General features: G+C 41.2%; 22 protein-coding genes. 12 read left to right on the top strand and 10 right to left on the bottom strand.

Annotation, left to right across the window (positions count from 1 at the left end; genetic code table 11):
* Nucleotides 1-58 precede the first annotated feature (58 nt).
* The 4 genes from C6Y06_RS19935 to C6Y06_RS00580 all read left to right on the top strand — a co-directional run bounded on the left by C6Y06_RS19935 (nucleotide 59) and on the right by C6Y06_RS00580 (nucleotide 5125).
* Nucleotides 59-607, top strand: a complete 549-nt coding sequence (locus C6Y06_RS19935; RefSeq protein WP_142395340.1) for a hypothetical protein — start codon at nucleotides 59-61, stop codon at nucleotides 605-607.
* A gap of 308 nt (nucleotides 608-915) precedes the next feature.
* A complete protein-coding gene (locus tag C6Y06_RS00570) occupies nucleotides 916-2775 on the top strand; it encodes a beta-glucoside-specific PTS transporter subunit IIABC (protein WP_106036356.1) in 1860 nt (619 codons plus the stop codon).
* 4 nt (nucleotides 2776-2779) lie between these two features.
* Nucleotides 2780-4246 carry a glycoside hydrolase family 1 protein gene (locus C6Y06_RS00575; RefSeq protein WP_106036357.1) on the top strand — a complete coding sequence of 489 codons (1467 nt, stop codon included), beginning with the start codon at nucleotides 2780-2782 and terminating at the stop codon, nucleotides 4244-4246.
* Nucleotides 4247-4276: 30 nt separating this feature from the next.
* Complete coding sequence (locus C6Y06_RS00580) at nucleotides 4277-5125, top strand: PRD domain-containing protein (RefSeq protein ID WP_106036358.1); 849 nt, start codon at nucleotides 4277-4279, stop codon at nucleotides 5123-5125.
* 100 nt (nucleotides 5126-5225) lie between these two features.
* Here C6Y06_RS00580 and C6Y06_RS00585 read toward each other — a convergent pair whose 3' ends face one another.
* Nucleotides 5226-6404, bottom strand: coding sequence for a response regulator aspartate phosphatase (locus C6Y06_RS00585; RefSeq protein WP_106036359.1), 1179 nt, complete (start codon nucleotides 6402-6404; stop codon nucleotides 5226-5228).
* A 414-nt stretch (nucleotides 6405-6818) separates the two neighbouring features.
* Between C6Y06_RS00585 and C6Y06_RS00590 the strand changes: the two genes are divergently transcribed.
* Nucleotides 6819-7031, top strand: a complete 213-nt coding sequence (locus C6Y06_RS00590; RefSeq protein WP_106036360.1) for a hypothetical protein — start codon at nucleotides 6819-6821, stop codon at nucleotides 7029-7031.
* A gap of 32 nt (nucleotides 7032-7063) precedes the next feature.
* Here C6Y06_RS00590 and C6Y06_RS00595 read toward each other — a convergent pair whose 3' ends face one another.
* The 4 genes from C6Y06_RS00595 to C6Y06_RS00610 form a co-directional block, all read right to left on the bottom strand.
* Nucleotides 7064-7825 carry an ABC transporter ATP-binding protein gene (locus tag C6Y06_RS00595; protein WP_060597643.1) on the bottom strand — a complete coding sequence of 254 codons (762 nt, stop codon included), beginning with the start codon at nucleotides 7823-7825 and terminating at the stop codon, nucleotides 7064-7066.
* 13 nt (nucleotides 7826-7838) lie between these two features.
* Entirely contained in the window at nucleotides 7839-10166 is a 2328-nt protein-coding gene (locus C6Y06_RS00600; RefSeq protein WP_106036361.1) for an ABC transporter permease, read from the bottom strand.
* Complete coding sequence (locus tag C6Y06_RS00605; RefSeq protein WP_106030709.1) at nucleotides 10163-11416, bottom strand: MFS transporter; 1254 nt, start codon at nucleotides 11414-11416, stop codon at nucleotides 10163-10165. Before C6Y06_RS00605 ends, C6Y06_RS00600 begins: the two co-directional genes overlap by 4 nt.
* A 72-nt stretch (nucleotides 11417-11488) precedes the next feature.
* Nucleotides 11489-12136, bottom strand: a complete 648-nt coding sequence (locus tag C6Y06_RS00610; protein WP_066031508.1) for a TetR/AcrR family transcriptional regulator — start codon at nucleotides 12134-12136, stop codon at nucleotides 11489-11491.
* 161 nt (nucleotides 12137-12297) lie between these two features.
* Here C6Y06_RS00610 and C6Y06_RS00615 point away from each other — a divergent pair, with 161 nt between their 5' ends.
* The 7 genes from C6Y06_RS00615 to C6Y06_RS00645 all read left to right on the top strand — a co-directional run bounded on the left by C6Y06_RS00615 (nucleotide 12298) and on the right by C6Y06_RS00645 (nucleotide 19063).
* The gene (locus C6Y06_RS00615; protein ID WP_106036362.1) at nucleotides 12298-13410 is read left to right on the top strand and encodes a CdaR family transcriptional regulator; all 1113 of its coding nucleotides are present in this window, start codon (nucleotides 12298-12300) and stop codon (nucleotides 13408-13410) included.
* Between the two features lie 118 nt (nucleotides 13411-13528).
* A complete protein-coding gene (locus C6Y06_RS00620; protein WP_106036363.1) occupies nucleotides 13529-14800 on the top strand; it encodes a GntP family permease in 1272 nt (423 codons plus the stop codon).
* Nucleotides 14801-14831: 31 nt separating this feature from the next.
* Nucleotides 14832-15971, top strand: coding sequence for a glycerate kinase (locus C6Y06_RS00625; RefSeq protein ID WP_106036364.1), 1140 nt, complete (start codon nucleotides 14832-14834; stop codon nucleotides 15969-15971).
* A gap of 93 nt (nucleotides 15972-16064) precedes the next feature.
* A complete protein-coding gene (locus tag C6Y06_RS00630) occupies nucleotides 16065-16403 on the top strand; it encodes a zinc ribbon domain-containing protein YjdM (RefSeq protein ID WP_034660533.1) in 339 nt (112 codons plus the stop codon).
* A gap of 327 nt (nucleotides 16404-16730) precedes the next feature.
* Nucleotides 16731-17660, top strand: coding sequence for an ABC transporter ATP-binding protein (locus tag C6Y06_RS00635; protein WP_034660532.1), 930 nt, complete (start codon nucleotides 16731-16733; stop codon nucleotides 17658-17660).
* Nucleotides 17657-18610 (top strand): ABC transporter permease, encoded by a 954-nt coding sequence (locus tag C6Y06_RS00640; protein WP_034660531.1) that lies wholly within the window; start codon nucleotides 17657-17659, stop codon nucleotides 18608-18610. Before C6Y06_RS00635 ends, C6Y06_RS00640 begins: the two co-directional genes overlap by 4 nt.
* A gap of 24 nt (nucleotides 18611-18634) precedes the next feature.
* A complete protein-coding gene (locus C6Y06_RS00645; RefSeq protein ID WP_034660529.1) occupies nucleotides 18635-19063 on the top strand; it encodes a DUF4064 domain-containing protein in 429 nt (142 codons plus the stop codon).
* 45 nt (nucleotides 19064-19108) lie between these two features.
* On the opposite strand, the gene C6Y06_RS00650 is transcribed toward C6Y06_RS00645, so the two are convergent.
* From C6Y06_RS00650 to C6Y06_RS00670, 5 genes are all read right to left on the bottom strand, one after another.
* Nucleotides 19109-20437: a CitMHS family transporter gene (locus tag C6Y06_RS00650; protein WP_034660528.1), complete on the bottom strand. Its 1329-nt coding sequence runs from the start codon at nucleotides 20435-20437 to the stop codon at nucleotides 19109-19111.
* A gap of 297 nt (nucleotides 20438-20734) precedes the next feature.
* On the bottom strand, nucleotides 20735-22801 hold the full coding sequence (locus C6Y06_RS00655) for a beta-galactosidase (protein WP_034660527.1): 2067 nt from the start codon (nucleotides 22799-22801) through the stop codon (nucleotides 20735-20737).
* 23 nt (nucleotides 22802-22824) lie between these two features.
* Nucleotides 22825-24033, bottom strand: a complete 1209-nt coding sequence (locus C6Y06_RS00660) for a glycoside hydrolase family 53 protein (RefSeq protein WP_106036365.1) — start codon at nucleotides 24031-24033, stop codon at nucleotides 22825-22827.
* Between the two features lie 11 nt (nucleotides 24034-24044).
* Nucleotides 24045-24887, bottom strand: coding sequence for a sugar ABC transporter permease (locus C6Y06_RS00665; RefSeq protein ID WP_012011808.1), 843 nt, complete (start codon nucleotides 24885-24887; stop codon nucleotides 24045-24047).
* A 1-nt stretch (nucleotide 24888) separates the two neighbouring features.
* Nucleotides 24889-26127: a carbohydrate ABC transporter permease gene (locus C6Y06_RS00670; protein ID WP_060597630.1), complete on the bottom strand. Its 1239-nt coding sequence runs from the start codon at nucleotides 26125-26127 to the stop codon at nucleotides 24889-24891.
* Nucleotides 26128-26208: the final 81 nt, after the last annotated feature.

The following is a 26208-nucleotide window of genomic DNA, read 5'->3' on the forward strand; positions in this document are numbered from 1 at the left end:
AGTCCAACAAAAGAAGAAAACAATCGTATATGACATCTATTTTTCTGGAAAAGATCTCATGGTCAAAAAGCAAGGAGCAAAGAAAAGTAAACGCTATCAAGCTGTTGATGAGAAGAAATTAAAAGAATACAAAAAAGCCATAGATAAGCGCTATGATGAGTACGTGGATACAGCAGAAGACCGTTACTATGAGATCATAGGGAAATACACAGATAATTTAAATAAAGCCTACGGCTATCTGTATACAGCAAAAAACAATTCATATCAAATTTTCCTTGATATCGAAGAAGCCGTTTTTGAAGGGGATTTTTCAGGGGCTATTACAATCTCCAAAGCCACAGGGAAGAAAAGTAAGCCATTGAAAAAAGAAAAATATCAAGCAGTAGGAACCACAGGTTTTAAAAACTTTTGGGTATATCCCACACCAAAAATAAAGTGTGGCTTGTCTAAGATGATAGGGTCATCTGATGTAGAGGCTTCCTATATTGAGTTACCGATTTGGAAAAAGAATGAAAAAATGAAACTGAAAGCTGTGAATAAGAAACAATATCAAAAGCAAGAAGAAGCATTTAAAAATGCCGCAAAGAAAAAAGCAAAGAAAAAATAAAGATAATAATTAAGTCAGATAGGACATGAGACTATCTGACTTTTTCGATTTAAATTTCCTCTAAAGTAAAATGAGGTCGTTTTGATGACATTAGACTTGTAAAAAAATATTTTTTAAATTCAAAAATATATGTTGACGCTTACATTAACTCAATATATACTAAAATCAAATCCAATATTGATAAATTAGACATGTGACTGGTCATGCAGGCAGGATCTAAAAACGATGAATTTCTTTAATTTGTCGTTTTAGGTCCTTTTTTTATTGCCGAAATATAGGTCTCATGTATGAGAAAAGGGGGAGAAAAAATGGATTACACACAGGTTGCCAAAGACGTTTTACAGCATGTAGGTGGCAAAGAAAACATTGCGCACCTTGAGCACTGTTCAACAAGACTTCGCTTCACACTGATTGATCAGAAGAAGGCAGATGTACCGGCTCTAGAAAAAACGCCAGGTGTCATAGCTGTCAGAATGTCAGGTCAATGCCAAGTGGTCATTGGGAATGACGTCATCGAAGTGTATCAAAAGTTAACAAGTTTAATAGGTAGCAGCTCATCAGGGAAAGACGCGCCTTCCAATCAGCCAAAAGAAAAAAGAAAAGCAGGCACAGTTCTGTTAGATTTCATTGTAGGTGTCTTCCAGCCGCTTGTTCCAGCTATCGCAGGCGGAGGGATTTTAAAATCATTTCTTCTCCTTTTCTCTTTATTAGGCTGGATGGATGCAAAGGGCCAAACCTATCAAATATTGAACATGGTAGGGGACGCACCTCTTTACTTCCTCCCTTTACTAGTCGCTGTAACGACTGCCAATAAACTAAAAGTAAACCCACTGGTCGCATTATCAGCAGTCGGTGCGCTCCTTCTTCCGAACATGACGGCTATGCTTACTGAAGGTGCGCAATTGATGACATTCGACGTAAAAAATATAGCTTATGCGTATCAAGTGTTCCCAGCAATCCTTTCTGTATTGCTTTACGCTCAAATGGAAAAATTCTTTACACGATTTTCACCAAAACCAATTCGGATTTTCTTTGTCCCAATGATGTCATTGGTCATTACTGTACCAGTTACGTTACTTCTATTAGGACCGATTGGTTTTACAGCAGGACAAGGTTTTTCATCCATCATTCTTGCAATGTTTAATACAGTAGGCTGGGTAGCTGTCGCAATTTTAGCAGCAGTCCTCCCATTCATGGTCGCATCAGGTATGCACAAAGCAATGGTCCCTTATGCAGTCACAACGATGGGAACCCTTGGGAAAGAAGCACTTTATTTACCAGCATCACTTGCGCATAATATTGCTGAAAGTGGAGCGTGTTTCGCTGTGGCACTACGCACAAAAGACAAGGTACTCAGATCAACAGCTATTTCGGCAGGGATTTCAGCATTTTTTGGCATCACAGAGCCTGCTTTGTATGGTGTGACACTTCAAAATAAGCGGGTCCTTGGAAGTGTCATGATTGGTTCGTTTGTTGGCGGAATCTTCATTGGATTAGTTGGTATACAAGCCTTTGTACTTGTTGGCCCTGGATTAGCAAGTATGTCGATGTTTATCTCAGATGAGCTCCCGCGAAATCTGATGTTTGCTGTCATTGGAGCAGTCATTTCGTTTATTGTCGCCTTTATCGCTGCTTTTGTATTAGGTAAGGATAAAACAGGAGAAGAAAAGACAAATGATCAAGCTGCATTTGCTGAACAAATTGGGGCAGGTGAAACATTCAAAAGCCCTGTGATTGGTCAAATGATCTCTCTATCTGAAGTAAAAGATGATATTTTCTCTTCTAAGGTCATGGGTGAAGGAATTGCCATAGTACCTTCAAAAGGAGCGCTTTATGCACCAGTAGATGGCGAGGTGACCTTGCTGTTCGAAACAAATCACGCACTTGGTATGAAAACGGACCAAGGGGTTGAAGTATTATTCCACATTGGCATCGATACCGTTCAGCTGGAAGGACAGTATTTTCATCCAAAAGTGCAGGCAGGAGAACGTGTTCAAGCAGGAGATTTACTGATTGAATTTGATGTAGAAAAAATCATAGCAGCAGGATATGATCCAGTTACACTTGCTGTAATCACAAATACAGATCAATATGATATAAAGGTACGGCCATTACAAGAGGTCAATCGTCAAGATACATTGATGGTTGTCACACAATTAGGAGGCTAATCATATGACAACAATTAAAGGTTTTCCAAAAGGATTTTTATGGGGCGGCGCCATTGCCGCCAACCAGGCAGAAGGCGCCTGGAATATAGATGGAAAGGGACCATCAGTTGCAGATATTGCAATGTATCGTTCCAATTTAAGTGTAGAAGATTATGAAGGACATCTTGCTGTTACTTCTGAAAATATAGATCGTGCAATAAAGGATCCAGACGATAAAAAGTACCCAAAACGCAGAGGTGTTGATTTCTATCATCACTATAAAGAGGATTTGGCTCTATTTGCTGAAATGGGCTTTAAAACACTTCGCATTTCTATTGCATGGAGCCGGATCTTCCCTACTGGAGAAGAAGCTGAACCGAATGAAAAAGGGCTGCAATTTTATGATCGTGTATTTGCCGAAATGAAAAAACTCAACATAGAACCGATTGTGACACTCTCTCATTATGAAATGCCTTTAGCCCTTAGTGTGAAATATAACGGCTGGGTTGAAAGAAAAGTGGTCGATCTCTTTGTGAAGTTCGCCAATGTTTGTTTCGAACGTTATCAACATGATGTGAAATATTGGCTCACTTTTAATGAAATTGATAGTATACACCGCCACTCATTCATTACTGCAGGAATTATTCCTGATCGTTGCCCAGAAGGAAAAGTAGAAGAGACGGTGTATCAAGCGCTTCATCATCAATTTGTCGCATCTGCTCTTGTAACAGCAGATTGCCATCGTATTATCCCAGGCAGCCAGGTTGGGTGTATGCTGACAAAATTGACAACGTATCCGCATACATGTCATCCGAATGATATGGAACAAGCCTTGAAACAAAACTTAGAAAACTACTTCTATGCAGATGTTCAGGTGTTTGGCGAATATCCGCCACTGATTACACGTATGCTTGAGAGAAAAAATATTCAAATTCATATGGAAGCAGATGATCTAACCATTCTAAAAGAAAACACAGTAGATTTTATCTCATTTAGCTACTATATGTCTTTAACTGAATCAGCCCAAGAAGGATTAGAACAGACAGAAGGGAATACGATTCGTGGAGTCAAAAACCCTTATCTTCCTTCAACTGACTGGGGCTGGCAAATTGATCCGGTTGGTCTGAAAATTTCTTTAATCGAATTGTATGATCGCTATCAAAAGCCTCTTATCATTGTCGAGAACGGAATGGGTGCAAAGGATGTAGTTGAAAGTGATGGCTCTATCCATGACGACTATCGTATTAACTATTTTAAAGAGCATTTCCGTCAGATGAGAGAAGCGATTGAAGAAGGCGTCGATCTCTTTGGATATACGAGCTGGGGCTCAATTGATATTATTAGTGCAGGTACATCACAAATGTCAAAACGCTATGGCTTCATTCACGTAGATCAAGATGATGATGGCAACGGAACCTTAAAACGATCTCGAAAAGACTCATTTTATTGGTACCAAAAAGTCATTGAGACAAATGGTGAATCGCTTGATTGAACACCACAATCATGAAAACAGGTGATGACGATGTTTAAAATCAAAAAAGTTTTAAACTCGAGTGTGGTCCTGGCTGAAAATCAGAACCATCAGGAGATGGTTTTGTTTGGCCGAGGGATTGGCTATGGACAGAAACCGGGTCAAATGATAGAAGAGAAAAAAGCGGACCAAGTCTTTATGTCAGTCGATAACTTGAGAGCAAAAGAATTTCTTCAACTGTTAGATTCAATGCCTCAAGAGTTTATCGATTTAACTCAGCACATCGTCCAATATGCAGAAAAACGGTTAAATTCAAATCTAAATTCAGGTGTTTATTTTACCTTAATGGATCATTTGAATTTTGCTGTCGAACGACATAAAAAGAATATTAATATTACGAATCGCGTGTACTGGGAAATCAAAAATTACTATACTGAAGAATTTGAAGTAGGGAAGTACGCACTTGAGTTAGTAAATGATACATTGGGCATACAATTACCAAAAGAAGAAGCCGCCAATATCGCCTTTCACTTAATTAATGCATTAGGTGAAGAATCTGATTCGAAAGATGGCATGAAATATGCCAAAATGATCGGGAGTATTGTCAATCTTGTGCGCTATACATTGAATATGAAAATGGACCAAGAGAATATTCATTACAGTCGGTTCATTACACATGTGAAGTTCTTTGTAGAAAGATTTTATGCAAATAAATTACTCTCAGATCAAGAAAATGAGTTGTTTGAACAAATTGCACACTTGTATCCTCAAGCGATGGATGTTGCTTTTAAAATCAAAGATTATATTAAACAGGTGCATAGTATCGTCATTCCTAATGATGAGCTTACTTATCTTGCGGTACATATACACCGCCTCATATCTTATCAGCAATTAAAATAATGGTGGAACCACTTGCCTTATGATCAGGCAAGTGGTTCTTTGCTATGACCAATTTTTATATTAAGTTCCGATAGGTCGTTCTGTTGTACCAGCATTCGTCTCATTTAACGAATTGAAAGAAGCTGTTTGTCCAAAAACAACGATGGTTAAAGCGATGATCAATAAACTCATTTTTTTCATTAGAATTCCTCCAGTCAAGTATAGGATGGTTCCTGTGATAGGCTTCCTTTAAAAAGAGATAGGCTTGATGAATGTCACCCAAATCCTCAAAGTGTTTTGCAGCTAGAGCACTTAATTCACAGGCACCTTCAGCATCCTTTAATTCTTTTAGAATGCTGATTTCATCGAAACAGGCTTGAGCTTTTTGAACCATATCTTCAGTAAAATATAGATGGTAAAGCAAATTCATTTTTGCTGTATAGATGGGGCATTTCTCTGATTCATGTTTTTGGTTGACCAATTCGAAGTAATAGAGAGCTTGTGTTCTTTCATCAATAGAGAGCAGCTCTTTGACTAACATAAACATGGAGTGATGGAAATAGCACGATGAGAGGTAGTTTTCACCACTTAGAGCCTTTTCTAGGGCATCGATACATTTTTTCGATTCTCCAGCTTCGGCATACAGAATACTGATATTATGAAAAAGCTGTGAAGTTAGAAAATGATCATTTAGACTGTCAGCTATGTGTATTGCTTTTTTGTAGTAGTTTTCTGCTCTTATGAAGTCGTTAATGTCCATATAATTAGCAGCGGCGATAACAAAGGCTGTCGCTAGTCTTCTTTCATATCCTTCATGACTTTTGAAAATATCTATAGCATTCTGAATATAGTGAAGAGAAATTAGGCTTTGACGAAGTAGCATATATAAGTTTGCGATTTTCGTATGAAATTCTGCTACTTCTATTTCATCCGGAATGTTTTGCAGTTTTTTCTCGGCAATTTTAAACAGTCCAATGGCTGATGCATAGTCCCTGTTATATGAAGCGTAAAGGGCTTTGTATAGGTAAAAATAGTATTCAATTAAATCGTTTGTTTTAGAGGGGCAATCTAGCTCTGTCTGTTCATTCAGTTTTTTACCTCTCCGTTCATATAACATGAGTTTATACTTGCCTTCTAGCAATGAATAATAAGTCAAGACCTCCTGATTCTCTTCCATTTCTTGAAGTAATTGCTTTAATTCTGTGTACATTGCGTTAGCACTGTGTACATCATGCTTGCGAATCGCAATTCGCCAATCATTTAAACGGTTCCCCACCTGTTCAGCAGAAATGATAGCCATGAAATTTCACCTCTTTAAGATCCTTTCACCTGTCTCACTAAAAAACGATATCACAATTTTTGGAAGAATATAATCATTTCTGCGAGGTGATTGCCAGGAGGTAATAAAAAGGACCTAAGGTCATGTGATGTACGAAATTGTAATGGTGATTGAATGTTTTTACAAATGATTAAAATCTTTTTTTAGTCGTCTAAAAAAGGGATATATACATTGGGTTTTATGATTATGTTCGAAAATATCACCGGTATATTACAAATAAAGTGATTTTATGTAATATATTGGTAAGTTGGAAGGTCGATCTGTTAAAGAAAATCAGTTATGATGATGCTAGATCAAATTTGGAATAGAAACTGATAGAAGCAGACAAAAGTAAATGCCAATCACAAACACTAGTCTATTAGAAAGGACGTTGATATGAAAAAAAGATTTCAAATCTTAAACGGGCAAATCACAGTGATCATGACGACGCTGTTACTCGTTTTAGTGACTCTGTATATGTCAAAGAGATACTTTTATAGCAAAGAAATAGAGTTACTGACAGAATCTTGTCAACAAGTAGGCGGCAAAATCATATTAGAAACAAATCGTTTTTCGATGGATTATTCGTTTGAGTTCCAGAAAAAGTAAAACAGGCAGCTTTCTGCCTGTTTTTACTCCAATTACAAACCTAAATTTTGCAGCCATTGATTTAATCTAAATTCTCGATTCTCGGCAGTTGAGTCATCATATCTCCCTAAATGTAAGCTGGCTGTTATTTCTCCGTCATTCATAAACATGATTCTTTCAGAACGAAGAGCAACCTTTGGGTCATGTGTGACAAGCAGTAGTGTTGCTCCTTCAGAATGGATTTTCGAAAATATATTCATCACTTCCTTCGTTGCATTAGAGTTAAGAGCACCTGTTGGTTCATCAGCGAAAAGAATGTCTGGTTCATTCATAAGCGCTCGACAGATAGAGGCCCTTTGAAGCTGACCTCCTGATACTTCTGACAAATATCGATCTGCTAAATGATCAATATCAAGTTTTTCCATTAAATATCTAGCTCGTTCATTCACTTCTTTTCTTGGCTTTTTCTTTGTTAAGTAAGCTGCAGCAATGATGTTGTCAAATAGATTAAGATTTTTTAGTAAGTGGCTGTGTTGAAAGACAAATCCCATATCTGTTAAGCGCAGAGCAGTTAACTGTTTGTCTGTCATTTCTGATAGTAATCGGCCTTTATATTTGATCTCACCTGTTGAGGCTGTTTCTATCCCGCTAAGTTGATAAAGCAAGGAAGTTTTCCCGCATCCGGAAGGTCCCATAATGGTCACAAATTCCCCAGGCTTTATCGATAAATGGATATCTTTAAGAATGATTTGTTTCTGTCCTTTTAAAGAATCGATTTGCAAAGACAATCGCTTTGTTTCAATCAAGTGTTCCATGTGAAACATCTCCTTATGAAAGTGTATGACGTGTAGTTTGATTAGTAAAAAACGTCTTCAATAACGAAGCGGTTAAAGCTAAGCTGACAATCAACAGTGTGATTGGGTACACAACTGACACCCATTGTGGTGCCAGCCACTGCAGGCTTGATGCCCCTAGGGAGGCTCCACCTACACTCATCAAAGCTGGTCCAATCGTATGGACAGCGATCGTACCAATAAAGGCGCCCAAAGAGATAACGACGATAAAACTTGTGATATATTGTGCTGTTACATCTTTTTTAGAAAATCCAATCATTCTTAACATGTGGTTTCGACTTGAATCTTTCGTTTTTAACATGTGCAGAAACATGAATAGCATCAAACTGGCGGTTCCAAAAGCAGCTAATGTAGACAAAAATGCAACGATTTTTACTAAAGAGGCTGTGCTGCCGATTGTTTGATGAACGTATTCTTTCATATCTGTCACTTTTGCAGGAGATATCCCTTTTTCAAATACTGTCTTTTTCTCCGCAATTTCTACTCCTTGTTTTAGTTGGATTTGAATGGTTTTCCAAAGGGCTGATTGGGAAAATGGCTGTGATATTGCTTTGGCTGTTTTGCCGCCGTTGGTGACATCCTGATAAATGCCAGTCACTGTTTTTTGAATTTCATGCCCGTTTGTTACGAGAGTGATTTTTTCTCCTACCTTTTTCTGGAGTGAATCTGAACTTAGTACTGATAAGGCAATTTCTTTATTCTTTAAAGGCTGTCGCCCTTGTAAATAGGTGAGAGGAAATGCTGAGAGATCACCTGTTTCTAAATAGAGTGTTTCTAATGTATTCTCCTTTGATTTTGCCTGAAGAGAAGTTGTTTCATATATGGCTGATGTATGAATATCCCGATCTTCACGAATCATTGATTCTATTTCATTTGTATTTTCCTCTAGATGATTTCCTTGTCGTATATCAATTCGAAGGTCACTTTGACCAGAGCCAAGATATGTGATGAAATCCGGCGATTGTAAGGTGTGCCATAGCTGAATAGGCAGCAGCATCAAAAATGTACAAAGCGCGATAATACAAGTAATCGTTGTGTACAACTTCTTTCGTGATAACAGATCTTTTAAACCAAGCCAAATATTGACCGGGATGAACCTGTTTTTCTTGAGATGTAGGGGTATTTGTTTTTTATCATTCGTTGAAATGGCGCCGCCTTGAAGTGCTTGAGCGGCTGATACTCGACCAAACTTTCTTAGGACAGCATAGCTGCAAGAAATGACGATCATTGCTATCACTATAGAAACACAAAGCGGGATGAACCAAGAAGTAAAAGAAGGCTGATTCCCCATGTATCGCTGAATATTGGCCGTAAACATATCACCAAATAAAAGCGTTAACCCATATCCTGCTATACACCCTACACAAGCAAGCACGGCATACTTTCCAACGTATAATTGCTTGATTCTTGTTAAAGGAATCCCAAGCACCTTCAGTATTCCAATTTCACGTTCGTCCTCTTCTATAGAAGCTGTCATAGCAAGATGGAGAGAGAGAAGGGCTATACCGATAAGTAGCATGCAAACAAGCAGGAGAATGGCAATCACCAGTCCATCTGTCAATGCATTCAGCATACGGAGCAAAGGTAATGTGACAGCTGGACCTTGCTGTGGAAGCTGTGATGACTGGTAGATTGCTTGAAAGGCATCTGCCTGAGCGGCATCATGCAGTAAAAATTCAATTAAATATTCCTTTTTATGAAACACTTGATTCATTGCGTCCCAATCCTTGTGATGAAGAAGGAATCTTTTCGAACTAACAAGACTGGGGTTCATTTGTGCATCTCGCAAGAACGCTTTGATGCGGAAAGAGAATTGATTAGACCCTTTCCCAATCAGTAACGTTTCTCCTATCTTGAGATGATACTTTTGTTGAAAATAGATAGGGACAGCCACTTCACCTTTATTGACAGTGAGCTTTTCATTTTGTTCATTTAAAAGAAAATCAAAATGACGATTTTGTTTCACAAATAAATGATCCATCACACCTACTTTGGCGGGTTCATGTCCGAACTTGATGTTTGCATGTTCAATTGGAATCATTGGGACGATTTGATGTGCTTTTACCATGGACTGCTTGTTTGAAAATGCTTCAATGTCTTTTTCATTTAGGCTGCCGTCATGCATTTGGACAAAATCTGGTGCCTTGGCTGAATGGAGCAGATTAGAAATGGAACCATTCAGCTGTACTGTCATTTGAGCGGCGTTTGTTGCGAGAAATGATGTCAACATAATACAAATGGTTAAACCGATGGAAATGAGACGGTGGCGGGTTAAGTCTTTCTTTATAAACGTCAGTCTCATGAGGCTGATTCTCCTTCATGTTGAAGCATATTTTTTGTTAAGTAGGCAAGGGCAAACATGAAAGTGCTGACTATTAGCACCGTCACATACATGTTGGCTGAAAACGTATTGAACAAGAATCCATACATCATTTGACCAAGCGGGGCAGCACATTGAGAAACCATTGTCAGGTTCGCCATCACTTTTCCTAATTGACTATTTGGCGTTTTCTTTTGAACATGTGAAATTACAACGATTGAGATCATTGTAAGCAGCATAGCAATTGGAAGACATCCTGCTAGAAAGAGAAAATAAGCTGGATAAGTGCCAAATTGAAGAGCTGTGTTGGATGTTGAGAATGCGACAGGTAGCAAGATGATCGCGATGACGATCAGCCAGCGATATAAAGTAGGTATCTGCCAATGCTTTGCTACAAGTCCAACTAGCAGAGCCCCTGCGATCACAGCGAACTCAATCAAGCCCATGCCTATTCCATACATGATGTCACTGCTTTTCATTGTGACCCTTAAAATGATTGGACCACCCACGATAAAAAATGGCGTGAGGATGAAATTTAACATTGCAGCAAGCAGCATGGCTCTTTTTAAAAATGGCTGACTGCCAATATAGGAAAATCCCTGTTTCATATCTATTATGAGCACTTTGCCCATAGTTTCCGTTAGCGGGCTAGGTGAGAAGGATATGTTTAACCGTAAAAGCATGCATGCTGATAGAAAAAACACGATAGCACTGGCACCTATGATGGATTGACTTCCAATCAGTCCGTACAGAACCCCGCCGATAATAGGAGCGAGAACACCTGAAAGTGCCTGCACGCCATTGACGATTCCGTTTGCTTGTTCTAATTGTTCCTGTTTTACTAACTGTGGAATGCTGGACATCACAGCAGGAGCATAGAACGTACTCATCACACCAAGAAGCACCATGACCGCTCCGATCATATAGAGTGAATCATTTCCTGAGAATAACCAAAAATAAAAAGCCAGAATCATGATGCCGGTGAGAACATCAAATAAAATCATCAAGTTCCTTCTGTTAAACCGGTCAGCGATTGCTCCTGCTAAGGGAGAAAGAAGGAGTGGGACATTGGATAAAGCGAATAGTAAGGCATATAAGTCAACACGCTGCGTCATATCCAGTACGTGTAAAGATATAACAAACCGAATTAAGGAAGAACCAAAAACGGAAATAATTTGTCCGAGAACGAGGTACATAAAGTGGGATGAACCTCTTTTGGATAACAAAGACATGAGTATCACTCTCCTTTTAGACCGACCGTCAGTCTATAATGTATGCAGGATTGGTATTGAAGTGACCAATCACTAATTCTTTTCATCCAGCTCTCCAGTTAATCGCTTTAGAAGAAAGGAGAAGCTCCCCTTTTCTGCATGTAATGAGGATTCGAGGATATCGATAAAAGCTAGAGCGCGCTGTATACTTTCTTCGGCTGTCCATTGAAAAAGGCCCTCATCAAATATGACCTGCGCAGAAGCAAGAAGGAATTCAACCGTTTCTTGCGGGAACTTTGTTTTGAATGTTCCTTCTTCCACCCCTTGCTGAATGACGTCTGCCAATACGGGTGATAGTTCTTTAATCGCTTTGATTAAGCTTTTTTGGTGCATCTCTGCATTAGAAGGCTGATGGAATTGTTCAATCATCCCCTGTTTATTGCTTCCTTGCTGAGGCGATTGTGCCATGATGATACGAAATAGTTTGTCGACGACTGGAAGGTCTGGCTCAGCCGCAATACGCTTTGCCACGATGATATCTGCTTTGATGATCCTGTCAATAATGGCATCCATCACTTCTTCTTTGGATGAAAAGTAATAATAAAAAGTGCCTTTTGCAATGCCAACAGCTTTCAGAATGTCGATAATCGTTGTTTGCTGATAGCCTTTGGTAGAAAAAAGCTCTTCGGCTGCGTTTAAGATGTCATTTTTACGTTCTTCAGGATGTTTAACGGTTCTCATAAAGCCATCCTTTCTTTTGACTAGACTGTCGGTCGATCCTTTGATTTGATTAAACACTTTTCAATGTCCCTTTGTCAATGCCTCATTTTTGAACACTTTGCATTTATTGTGCAATGACACTATGATACATTGAATGAAAACAGCCTCAGGAGAGATGCCTCATGCAATTTTTAACTGCTGAATTGGCGCAAGAAATGGTTGAACGTACGATGCGTATTTTAGATAAAAACATTAATGTGATGAATGCAGATGGTGTCATAATTGGTTCTGGTGAACGAAACAGGATTGGTCAGAAACATGATGGTGCACGACTTGTGCTGACAAGCGGGAACAGTATGGAAATTGACCATGAGGCGTCCTTACGCTTAGAAGGAGTGAGACCTGGAATCAATTTGCCTATTTGCTTTCGTGAACAAGTAGTTGGTGTGATTGGAATTACTGGTGAGCCAGAGGACATTCGGCATCATGCCGAGCTGGTGAAAATGGCAGCTGAGCTTGTGTTAGAGCAGTCTTTTCTGCTTGAACGAATTCAGTGGCGGCAAAGAATAGAGAGTGAAATTGTCAATCAGTTAATTTCTGATTCGGACGTTGGTGATCATCAGCTAAAGAACCGAGCTGCATGGCTGGGAATGGATTTAGATAAGCGCCGAATGGTCATCGTTTTTCAGCCAGTTCCATCCTCGGAAGACGCTGTGCATAAAATGATGCATGCGATTCAATACGATAAGAATGCGGATGATTTGCTTGGCATGACCTTTCGTCATGAATTGGTTCTTTTAAGGCAGCCGATCCCTGATCATCGTTTAAAGCATGTGGCAGGGCAGCTGCAAAGAACAATGGAAAAAGCAGTAGGAGGTCAGGTGCTGGTGGGGATAGGGACTGTCGCTGACGACATAAGCCGGCTGCCATTGTCTTTTGAGCACGCAAGAGATGCCTTGAGGTTGGGGAAAACTCTTGATTCCGAGGAGAGTATTTATTTTTTTAAATCTTATCAGTTGGAAAGGCTATTCCTCACTGCAGGAGCTGTTGAAGAGGAGATTAGATGGACTGACTTTTACAATCCATTAACACAGGAAGCGGAGCTCGCCCAAACATTAAGGATTTACATTGAAGAGGGCGGAGATTTACAAAGAATTGTTGATCGTTTATTTATTCACCGGAATACTTTGCGATATCGTTTAGATAAAATTCAAGCATTGACCGGAAAAAATCCCCGTCATGTGAAACAGTTGATGGAGCTTTATATGGCGCAGTTGATGAGTCAACTATCTTGATTGTGCATATGCACAATGGAATGAAGGGATAAATTAAAAAAATTCATCTAGATTCACAACCCGATCCCCACTAGTAAACGCTTACAATTGGAGAAAGACATTTTGGGGGAGATCGAGGATGAGTGGAGATGTGACAGTAAGTACACTGGGAGCCGTGACGGCGCTTGTGATAGCGATTGTTCTTATTCTAAAAAAAGTATCACCTGCATATGGCATGCTGGCAGGTGCCTTCATAGGCGGCTTGGCAGGCGGTGTAGATATTGTTCAGACCGTCAACGTCATGATGGAAGGCGCTAAGGATATGATTCCGGCTGTCCTCAGAATTATGGCGGCAGGTGTACTAGCTGGCGTTTTGATTGAGTCGGGTGCAGCTTTAACTATCGCCGAGGCTATCGTGAAAAAGCTTGGAGAGGCGAGGGCGTTATTAGCACTCGCACTGGCAACCATGATTTTAACAACAGTGGGCGTTTTTGTAGATGTAGCTGTTATCACGGTAGCGCCCATTGCACTTGCCATTGCCAAACGGGCAAAGCTGTCGAAAACGGGGATTCTACTTGCCATGATTGGAGGCGGGAAGGCAGGGAATATCATGTCACCGAATCCGAATGCCATTGCCGCTTCTGATGCTTTTGGTGTACCGCTTACTTCAATGATGGCTGCGGGTGTCATCCCGGCTGTGTTTGGATTGGCTGTTACATATGTGTTAGCCAAAAAGCTTGCAAAAAAAGGGACACCTGTTCTTGAAGAGGAAACTGCGCAAAGCAAAGTTCAAGTGCCAGCTTTTTTTCAAGCACTTGCGGGTCCGCTTGTCACCATTTTATTGTTGGCTTTAAGACCGCTTTTTCAAATCAATATAGACCCAATGATCGCCTTACCGATCGGAGGCATTGTAGGCGCTCTTTTCATGAAAAAAGGGAAGTTTCTCAATGATTATGCGATATCGGGGCTTCATAAAATGTCGGGTGTAGCGATTATGTTATTAGGGACAGGCACACTAGCAGGAATTGTATCGAATTCTTCCTTAAAAGATGTGTTTATTCAAGCACTCGATGCATCGGGATTACCTCCGTATTTACTTGCACCAGCTTCAGGGATATTTATGTCAGCCGCCACCGCTTCGACAACAGCAGGAACGGCGGTAGCGAGTGGCGTATTTAGCGGTACATTAATTGGCCTTGGCGTATCTGCTCTTTCAGGAGCAGCCATGATTCATGCTGGGGCAACAGTGCTAGATCATATGCCGCACGGGAGCTTTTTCCATGCCACAGCAGGAAGTGTTCAAATGAACATCAAAGAGCGGTTGAAACTCATGCCATTTGAATCGTTAATTGGTTTGACATTAACCGTCGTATCGACCATTATATTCGGCGTTTTCCAGTTGTTTGGCTGATGACATTTGATAGGAAACGAGGGGCTTTAGGATGAAAATTGTGATTGCACCAGATTCATTTAAAGAAAGTTTATCTGCATATGAGACAGCATGTGCCATTGAACGAGGATTTCATGCGATTTTGCCAAACGCTGAATATATCAAACTTCCAATGGCAGATGGAGGAGAGGGAACTGTTCAATCGCTAGTTGATGCGACGGGCGGGCACATTGTCAATCAAGTGGTCACAGGCCCGCTTGGGGAGCCTGTTGATGCCTTTTTTGGCATGTTAGGGGACGGTCAGACTGCCGTCATAGAGATGGCCGCAGCCTCTGGGTTACACCTTGTTCCGCAAGAAAAACGCAATCCCTTATTCACGACATCGAGAGGAACAGGGGAATTAATGCTTGCGGCACTGGATCAAGGAGCGAAGCATGTCATCATTGGGCTTGGCGGAAGTGCAACAAATGATGGCGGCGTTGGGATGATGCAAGGATTAGGTGCGGCTTTTCTTGATAATGCAGGACAGGAGCTATCGCGAGGCGGTGGAGCCCTTCATCAATTAGCTTCTATTGATCTATCTGGACTTGACCCAAGACTGCAATCCGTTCGGCTGGAGGCAGCTTGTGATGTGGACAATCCTTTAACGGGTGAAAGAGGAGCATCTGCTGTATTTGGTCCTCAAAAGGGTGCTGATAAAGAAACGGTTCAAGTGTTAGATAAAAACTTAGCTCATTTTGCACAAGTAGCAGAAAAACAGTTCAATGTATTTTTTGAAGGTGTAGCAGGGGCAGGAGCGGCAGGAGGACTTGGTGCGAGTTTATTAGGCTTTTTACACGCCGATTTGCAAAGAGGAATTGATATTGTGCTGAAGGCAGTTCATTTTGATGATGTCATCAAGGAGGCAGACCTTGTCATTACTGGGGAAGGCCGGATTGACCAGCAGACCATTTATGGAAAAACGCCAATTGGTGTAGCCAAAGCAGCAAAGCAGTATAACCTGCCTGTGATTGGTATTGCGGGCTCCCTCTCAAAAGACAGTGCAGTTGTACATGAGCATGGAATTGATGCACTTTTTAGTATCGTTCCAGGTGTAACTTCTCTTTCTGAGGCGATGAGAGATGGGGCTCTTCATGTAGAGAGAACCGCTCGGAATATTGCGGCTGCTATATCAATTGGAAGAAATAAGTAAACGTTGAAAAATGTTTCCTTTTCTATCACAATCCTTTCTATAGAAATGTGGTAAAATTGTATGAAATAAAATAGAAAGTTGGAGGAAACACAAATGTCTAATCTACCGAATTGTCCTACATGCAGTTCAACGTATACTTATGAGGATGGCAGTCTGCTGGTTTGTCCTGAATGTGCGCATGAATGGTCGCTAGAACAAGAAGAAGCGGCAGAGGAGCAGCTTGTTGTCAAAGATGCAAATGGAAATCTGTTAAGTGACGGGGACACGGTCTCTGTCATTAAAGATTTAAAAGTAAAAGGTTCTTCTTCCGTTTTAAAAATAGGGACGAAGGTCAAAGGCATTCGTTTAGTGGAAGGCGATCATAACATTGATTGTAAAATTCCTAGCTTTGGCGCAATGAAGTTAAAATCAGAGTTTGTGAAAAAAGTATAATAACGAAAGGAGGCTGTCAGTAAGAGGCCTCTTTTTATTTCTTTATTTATAGGTGAAAGGAATAATCTTAAACAGAATTCCATACATATATACCTGTTGAAAAAGGTTCATTTTTTAAAAAAATCAAGCCTCTTTTCACATAAAAAATTGCTGTTTTCTTAACCCTACCTTAAAAAAGGCAGATGATTCGCTAAATTTTGCCTAATCCCCTTCACAACTTTTGGGCATTGCTGTACCATATGGAAGTGTTCTTCTATTTTTAACGGATCATGGTGTTTATCAGGAAATAGATGATAGATGATACTTAGACAAAGAAGGAGAGGTAACGTGACGAACGTTTTAGAACTGCATAATGTATCTAGGCATATTCACGGGAAAAAGATCGTTCAAGACTTGAGCTTTTCTGTCCAAGCGGGCGAAGTCTTTGGCTTCTTAGGACCAAACGGCGCAGGGAAAACAACAACCATTCGCATGATGGTCGGTCTTTCTCCAATTACATCTGGCGACATTCTGATTAATGGTCATAGTATTCAATCCTCATATCAGCATGCCATCCAAGATGTTGGTGCCATTATTGAAAACCCAGAAATGTATAATCACTTAACAGCCAGACAAAATCTTGTTCACTTTGCCAGAATGAATGGGAAAGTGGATGAAGGGCGAATTGATGAGCTGCTAGAGCTGGTCAGCTTACAGCACGTGAAACATAAGCGTGTCCGTACGTTTTCATTAGGAATGAAGCAGCGTTTAGGCATTGCGCAGGCTCTTATACATAGACCGAAACTGCTGATATTAGATGAGCCGACCAATGGACTTGATCCAGAGGGAATTCGCATGATACGAGATTACTTGAGAAGGCTGGCAAAGGAAGAAGGGCTGGCTGTTATTGTTTCAAGTCACCTCATGTCAGAAATGGAATTGATGTGTGATCGTTTTGCGATTATCCAAAAAGGAAAGCTGATTGCGATTGAGGATCAGCGTACAGAGACGAATCAAGACGAACTGGTCAATTATCGAATGAAGGTCGCATCCGGTGAGCTGGAAGAAGCGCAGAAGCTCATTGGTGTATTTGAGGAAGGCACGACTGTAAGAGAAGAGGAGCAGTATTTATTCTTCTCCTTGCCAGAAGAGAAAATGCCGGAATTGATTCGTCATTTGAGTGACGCGTCCATTCATTTGTACGAAATCAAAATAGAAAAACAAACCTTAGAAGATAAGTTCTTAAGCTTAACAGGTAAAAAGGAGGCAGACGTATGATTCGCCTCATTCAAAACGAGTGGATGAAGATCAGTTATCGTGTTGGAACTTGGATTATGGTTGGACTTCTTGTTTTAGGTATGATTGCTACACTGATCTTTGCACTTAAAACAAATGACGAAGATCAATCATCCGGAGCTTGGAAAGACCAACTAGAAATGATGAATACTGAGAACAAGAAGGAACTCAAAGAAACAGAAAATGGTTTCTTTAAAAGAAGCCTTGAAAAAGAGATCGCTATTAATGATTATCGAATCAAGCATAACTTACCGCCAGCTAATCAGTTTAGTGACAGTGTATGGGATTATGTGAAAACAAACGCCAATTTACTTCAGCTTGTAGGTGTGTTTGTGATCATTATTGCTTCCACCATTGTCTCGGCTGAATACAAGCATGGTACAATTAAATTATTATTGATTCGCCCACCATCAAGGCTAAAGATCCTAATATCTAAATATATTACGGTGCAGCTATATGCTCTTTTACTTGTTGTGGTACTGTTTATCTTGTCATTTATATTGGGTGCCATTTTCTTCGGCCTCAACACTGATTATGTGAATTTGGTCTATCAAAATGGTGAAGTGATTGAACGTTCGCAGTTTGCAAATATGGTCTTTTATTATCTTGCTCATTGTGCAATGTTTGTCGTACTGGGAACACTTTCGTTCGCCATTTCTACAGTATTTAGAAGTGAAGCTATCTCCATCGCTATTAGTGTGTTAGCTTATATTGTGGGTGGATCAATTACAGGTATTTTAATGCTCTTCTTTGATTGGGCAAAATATTTGTTATTTGCAAATGATCCATCTCAATATTTTATGGAAGAGGTTACTCTTATCGAAGGTATGTCTCTAGGATTCTCATTAACAGTCCTAGTCATCTATTGGGCTATTTTCTTGGCGATTGCCTTAATTGTCTTCCAAAAGCGAGAAGTGAAAACAGGCAGTTAATTTAACTTTTTAGGAGGTTTACACATGATTAGACGGAAAGGTGAAAAAATTATGGGGATTATTAGTATTGTCCTCAATGCCATTGGTGTTGGATTTGGAGCATTAATTCTCTCCTTAGGTCCATCATTTTATGATCAAATCAATGAAGTGTTACAAGAGGAAGGAGAAACATTGCCGATTGAAACGCTTCAGGCTTCGGTTAATGCATTTGGTACTCAGTTCATGGTCGTTTCCGCAATTGCGGCTGTGCTATCGATTGTCGGTGTGATTTTCTTGAAAACAGACCGCCGTGCCGTGCTTTCAGGTATTCTTTTCTTGGTGTCTGCTGTGACTCTTTTGATTGGAACAGTCGGCCTTGCATTTGCTCCAATGGTTCTATTGTTTATCATTGGATTGATGTCTCTTATTAGAAAGCCGAAAACAGACATTCACACGAGTGAATATCCTTCATAAATACAAAGAAAAAGACATGCGTCGTTGTACGCATGTCTTTCTTTTTTAAATGATACCGATCAGCATCGCCACGAACAGAAGGATAATACTGAATCCCCACATCCAAAAGAAGGAGTAGCGGATATGTTTCCCCATATCGACTCCCGCAAGACCTATCGCAAGCCAAACGGCTGGAGCGAGTGGACTGACAAAGGTTCCGATGATGTTTCCAATCATCATGGCATACGCAGCGGAAGTGCCCGACACGCCAACCTCAGATGTAATCGATTCGACAATTGGAAGTAGAGCATAATAATAGGCGTCTGTGCTTGTCAGCATATCCAGCGGTACCCCAAACATCCCAACAATGATATGTAAAAATGGAAGCAGGAAAGCAGGTAGAATCTGAATGCTGTCCACAGCAATAGCTTTTAGCATGCCCGTTCCTTCGAGAATTCCTAAAAATGAACCTGCGGAGAAAATAACGGCAGCCATCATGAGTGCACTAGGTGCATGCGCCTTGATTCTCTCCATTTGTACATCCACTTTCGGATAGTTAATTAATAGTGCGAGAGAAAGACCAATCATAAACATATAACTAGCCGGAATCACGTTGAGCACAAGAAGGACAACAACGGCTACAAACAGAATGAAATTCACCCAAATCAAGTGATAACGTTTTAAAGCGGCATCACCTGTCTCGCTAATGGATTGAATAGCCCGGTCCCAATCTGCGCCTTCTAATTGAACAGCAGCGATTTCATTTGCGGCGATTTTGACCCGAATGCGTTTTTCTTCTCTTTTTCCTAAAATAAATGCCATTCCTAATACGAGAACGACCCCAATGAGCTGAATGGGAATGAGCGGCACCCAAAGTTCAGATGGGTCCATATTAAGGACACTCGCTGCCCGTCCTGTGGGGCCAGCCCACGGCACCATATTCGTTAAGCCGGCACTTGTCCCGATCAATAACAGCAATAAGTACGGACTCATATGTAATTTTTTATAAAGTGGAAGCAGTGCAGGTACAGTTAATAAAAATGTAGTCGCTCCTGCTCCGTCTAAATGAGCGATGACTCCTATTAGAGCTGTTCCCATCGCAACCGTGACAACATTTCCCTTTGTCAGTTTAATCAGTGTTTTTATTACAGGTTCAAAGAACCCTGTATCTTGTAAAATACCAAAAAATAAAATGGCGAAGATGAACATGGTCGCCACTGGCAGTACTTTGATAATCCCCTCTTCAAAGAAAGATTGAATGTCATTGATTCCAAATCCTGCGATGAATGCCCCGATTAAAGGCACCATGACCATGGCAACAATTGGACTTGCTTTCCCCCAAATCAGCAATACAACAATCGTTAAAATAATCAATAATCCAACAAACGTTAACATAAGTCCCTCCCCCTACAATAAACCGTTTACATTTTCTTGCTCTTTTTATGACAATGCAGTCCCATATCTGCATTGAAAAAAAGGGTATCAAAAATATGAGTATTAGGCAACCGCTTTCATACCTATACAATGGTAAAAAAGGATGGTGAATCCATTCACGGCGCGGTATCAAACATGTCAAAAAATTTAGATAAAATATAACGATTCAAGGGCATTTCTACAAGCAAATATATTTATATAGGTATTTGGAATCGTTAAAATAAAAGAAGCGTCCAATGAATGAACGCTTCTTTCAAATTATTTTTTCAAGATGACGTACTCGTAAGGGTCAAGCTGAAGCTGGTCTGGCACCTGCTCTTCAGACAGCATATTTTCATAGCTTTCCGCTGAATCTAGTGATATGTTCTGCTGCTCTTCTGTAAAATTCATCATAAATACATAGTCTTGCGTGCCATCTGTTCGTTTTTGTACACTAACTCCCTCTGGAATCACAGATGATAGGACGGGCTGTATACCCATTCCTGCGATGAGATCCTCGTAGAACTCATCATAAAAAATCTGCTCATTTTCGGAAGCCATATAGTATGCTTTTCCATCTCCAAAAGGATGGACAGTAAGGGCTGGCTGTCCTTCGTAGCAGCCATTCTCAAAATGCCCTAACACAGAGGCCGTTTCAGGATGAATGGATTCGCAATATTGCCCGACATGGTAGGTGCGTCCATTCCCTGTGGTTATTAACACATGTTCATCTGGCATCAATGTGTTGATTTCCTCAGCCCATATGCCAAGTACATGACGGAGAGGGCCGGGGAAACCACCGAGGAAACATAGGTCATTTTCGTCGACCATGCCGCTCCAATATGTCGCGATAAAAATACCGCCCTTTTTGACAAAGGCTTCGATTTTTTCTGCGACGCCTGGTTTGATCATGTAGAGCATTGGAGCAACCAGCACACGATAGGATGAGAAATCCTTTTCCATGCCGACAATGTCAACAGGGATGCCTTTTTTCCAAAAGCTTCGATAGTGAGTTTGACAAGCCTCTACATAGCGTTTGTTTGTATTATTTAAGCCTTGTGCATCATCAATGGCCCAGTGGTTTTCCCAATCGTATATGATGGCGACTTCTGGTTGTACGGACGTGCCCGCAATGGGCTGCAGCTGCTCCAATTGTTTCCCTAGATCAGCGACTTCTTGAAACACGCGCGTATGTTCATGTCCGGAATGATCGACTACGGCGCCATGGAATTTCTCGGAGGCACCTCGGCCTTGGCGCCACTGGAAGTAAAGCACGGAGTCTGATCCGTGGGCAATCGCCTGTATGGCAGAAAGGTGTGCCATTCCTTTGTGTTTGACCTTATTCACTTCATGCCAGTTCACAAGGCTCGGTGTACTCTCCATAACGAGAAATGGCTGACCGTCCTTTAATGAACGATATAAATCGTGAACGAAGGCGACGTTTGACGCTAATTCGGAGGTTGTTTCCCTGCCGCTATGCCATGCTGGATAGCTATCCCATGAAATCACGTCGACCTCTTTTGCAAATTGATGATAATCCAGCCCAAGGAATGGGCGCATATGCGGGTAGTCGCCCATAAAGTTGGTGGTCACTGGGATATGAGGCGTCAATTCCCGCAGCGGTTCAATTTCATTTTGATAAAAATTGATCGTTTGCGCTGTGACAAAGCGTTTCCAGTCTAGGTTCATCCCGTGAATCATGTGCTCCCCGTGCGGTGCAGGTGATTCGATTTGTGACCAGTCACTATACGTGTGGCTCCAAAAACCCGTCCACCATGCTTGATTCAAAACTTCAAGGTCATGATTGTATTTGTCTTTCAAATAGTCCCGAAATGCTTCCTGGCAAAGATCACAATGACATTCGCCGCCGTACTCATTCGAAATGTGCCACATAATCAGTGCTGGATGATCCTTGTAGCGTTCAGCCAGCAGCCGGTTGAGTGTATTCGTTTTTTCTCGATAAACCGGTGAGGTGAAGCAATGATTATGGCGCAGTCCATGTAAATTACGCTGACGGTTCGCTTCGACGCGCAATACCTCTGGATATGCTTGTGACAGCCAAGCAGGTCTTGCCCCGCTTGGCGTTGCGAGAATGGCGTGAGCCCCCTGAGCTGCCAAGCGGTCCATGATGTCATCCAGCCATGCAAAATCATACTGCCCTTCTTTTGGCTCTAGCTTACTCCATGCGAAAATGTTGATGGAGAATGTTTGACAGTGTGCAAGCTTCATTAATCGAAAATCTTCGTCAATGATCTCCGGCATATGGAGCCATTGATCTGGATTATAATCGCCACCATGCAAAAAGCCTTTCACATTTGGGTGAACGAGTGGGTAACGCTTTCCCATTTTGTCACGTCCTATCCTTTTAATTACGGTGTCATTTGTTTAAATACATCAAGAGAAGGCAGTGCTTTTCCGTTGAAATCAAACATCGCTTGATTTTCCCAAGCATTTCCGACTGTACCGGTTGTTTGGATATAAGCCAGCCCGTATTGACTAGACCACGGAGCGCCTTTCGCTGGAATCCAAAGCGGCTCCCAATAAAAGAACCCTTTTCCGCGATTGTTTTTTACTTGTGAAATTTTCTCTGATAGATCTCGTATAAAAGATGCCTGACCTTGAGGTGAAGCCGGGTAGCCGGCTGTTTTGACAGAGTCTTGATTAAATGAATTCTCTAGGTTGTCGCCATTTGCTGTCGTAAACCCATAGGCGGTTTCCACAACAATCACGTCTTTGTGATAGCGGGCACTAATATCATTCATATTAGACGTCAGACCATTAAATCCACCGTCCCAATACGGGTAATAAGATAGACCGATCGTATCGAATGAGATGCCTCGTTTTGTGATTTCATCAAACCACCAGCGGGACGCACCATTGTCCCCTCCGTGTGCAAGGTGAAGCATGATTTTGATGTTAGAATCGACAGAGCGGACAGCATTTGTGCCAGCCTTTAGCAAAGCGGCGAGCCGATCAAATTCCCCGCCGCCTTCACCCCAGCTCTTTCCATTTGGCCACAGCATGCCTGAGTTCAGTTCATTCCCAACCTGAACCATGTTCGGAAGGGCATTTTGTGCTCTCATCGCTTTGAGTACATCCCCTGTGTAAGTGCCGACCGCTTTTTCTAAATCGCTTTGTGAAAGAGATGCCCACACTTTCGGTTTGAATTGTTTACCAGGATCAGTCCAGAAATCACTGTAGTGAAAATCAAGCAGCACTTTCATATTTTGTGCTTTTGCACGTTTCGATAGAGCGATGGCTGTGTTTAAATCATTTGTCCCACCGTTATAGGCACGGCCTTGGTTGTCGTATGGATGGTTCCACAGTCTAATGCGCACATAGTTGACGCCTTTTTCCTTTAATAGCTTGAGCGGGTCCACCTGTTTTTCGTTCTGGTCGAAGTATCTGCCCCCGCTTCTCTCTACTTCTGCAAGCATAGAGATATCGGCTCCTTTGACGAAATCACCCTGCAGTCCATTGATCGGCTGAACAAAAATCGTATCGGCTTTTGCTTCAGGCAAAATACCTAACCCCATAAAAAAGAAAACGACAACCGTGACGAGCATCCATTTTTTCATCAAATCTCCCCTTATCCTTTTGTCCCGCCTTGTGTGAGGCCGGATACAAATTGTTTTTGTAAAACAAGAAACAATAAAGCGACTGGAATCGCAATGAGTAAAGCCCCGGCTGCAAAGGTCGTGTAGCTGGCCCCCATTTTGTCTGACACAAGATTGTACAGACCGATCGGGAGCGTATACATTTCGGGTGAGCGGACAATGACACTGGAGATGATGAAATCACCCAGTGGTCCTGTAAAAGAGTTGATGGCAACAACCGCCAAAATCGGCTTAGCAAGCGGCATAATAATTTGGATGAAAATCCGGAAATGCCCTGCGCCGTCCATTCTGGCTGATTCATCGAGATCCTTCGGAATCGCATCAAGATAGCCTTTCATTAAATACGTATTCATCGGAATTTGCCCGCCTGCATAAATCAAAATTAGTGCAAGGTGGCTGTTAATCAGTCCAAGCATTTGAGCCAAAACAAAAATCGCAATCAGCGCTGAAAATTGCGGAATCATTTGCAACAGCAAAAAGAGCATCAGCCCATTTTTCCGTCCTTTGAAACGGAATCTGGAAAAGGCATAGCCTGTAAAACTGACAAGAATTAACGTTAAGAGCATAGTCGCAATACTGATCTTCATTGAATTCCAATACCATTTTGCATAAAGTGCTCCCTGACCGAAAAAGAGCTCGGTAAAGTGGCTGAACGTTGGATTCTTCGGAAACATACTTGTACTCATGAGGCTGTTTCCAGGATTAAAGGAAGCACCGATTGTCCAAAGCAGTGGATATAGAATACAAATGGAGGCAATGAAAAGGATAAAATAAGTAATGCTCAGGCGAATGAGCTTGTTTTGTTTTGATCCCATATCACATCATGTCCTCCTCTTTGAATGAATTCGTTCTCTTAAACTGCCAGAGTGCAATGGCGATGACAAAGATTGAAAGTAAAATCGTGACAGCCGCAGCGAGTGCATATTGAGAGGACTGCATCGTAAGTTTATAAATCCAAGAAACCAAGATGTCCGTTCCTCCAGCGGTTGACCCCGCAACAGGCGGTCCCCCGCCATTAAATAAGTAGATAATATTAAAGTTGTTAAAGTTAAACGTATATTGTGTGATAAGGATGGGTGCAATGGAATAGAGAACAAGCGGTAACGTGATGGACCGGAATTTCTGAAAAAAATTGGCTCCATCGATGGTCGCAGCCTCATATAAATCCTCGGGAATCGCCTGCAAAACGCCTGTTGTCATAATGAAAACAAAAGGAAATCCAAGCCAAGTCTGCATCGCAATAAGGGCAATTTTGCTCCAAAATGGATCTGTCAGCCATGGTTTTGGATCAATCCCTATCGATGCAAAAAGTGTATTGTTAATGGCACCAAAGGTATCATTGAACAGTCCAGCAAACACCAAAATGGTCACAAAGCCTGGAACAGCCCAAGGAAGAATCAAAATGGTTCTAAAAAACCGTTTTCCCTTTAAATCCTTCTGATTGAGCAGAACCGCTAAAAAGATGCCGATGGCACATTGAAGGGTTGACGCGGCCAAAGTCCATACGACGGTCCAGCCAAGTACATCAATGAAGGTGTCTCTCCAAATATCAATGGAAAAGATATTTTGAAAGTTCTTGATTCCTACCCAGTCGATCAGATTGGCAGGAGGCGAGTGGTATAAATCATAGTTCGTAAAGGCAAGCGCAAAGCTGAACATAATAGGAAAGACAACAGAAAATAGAAGTAAAAAGAAAGCAGGAGTGCTCATTAAGTAAGGGAAGCCTTGATCGATGAGCTGATGATGTTGAGCACGGATGGAATGAAGCGGAACCCCTTGATCACGTTTCTTTCCGTTTATAAAAGCATCACGCATCATGAGTACATAAAAGCCGATACCAAAACCAGCTGTTAACAGCGCAATAATCCCCTTGGCTAAAAGAAAAACAGAGTTGTCACGAGGCAGCATCGTCCCAAGTGTGAACAGACCCCAAAAGCCAATATTGAATAAATCATAAAATACAATCAAAAAAGAGACGCCAAACAGGAAAAAGAGTGCCCCTTTGCCGTACTGTTTGTTGTATATCTGCCCCATCCCGGGTATAAAGGAGAACATTAGCGCCCGTCTCCGGTGTGTCTTTGATTCCACTGTGTGTGTGCGGTCTAGTTCAAGGTTACCCGTCACGTCTAACACCTA

Source organism: Bacillus sp. MZGC1, assembly GCF_002998605.1.
In the GTDB taxonomy this organism is placed as follows: Bacteria; Bacillota; Bacilli; order Bacillales; family Bacillaceae; genus Bacillus.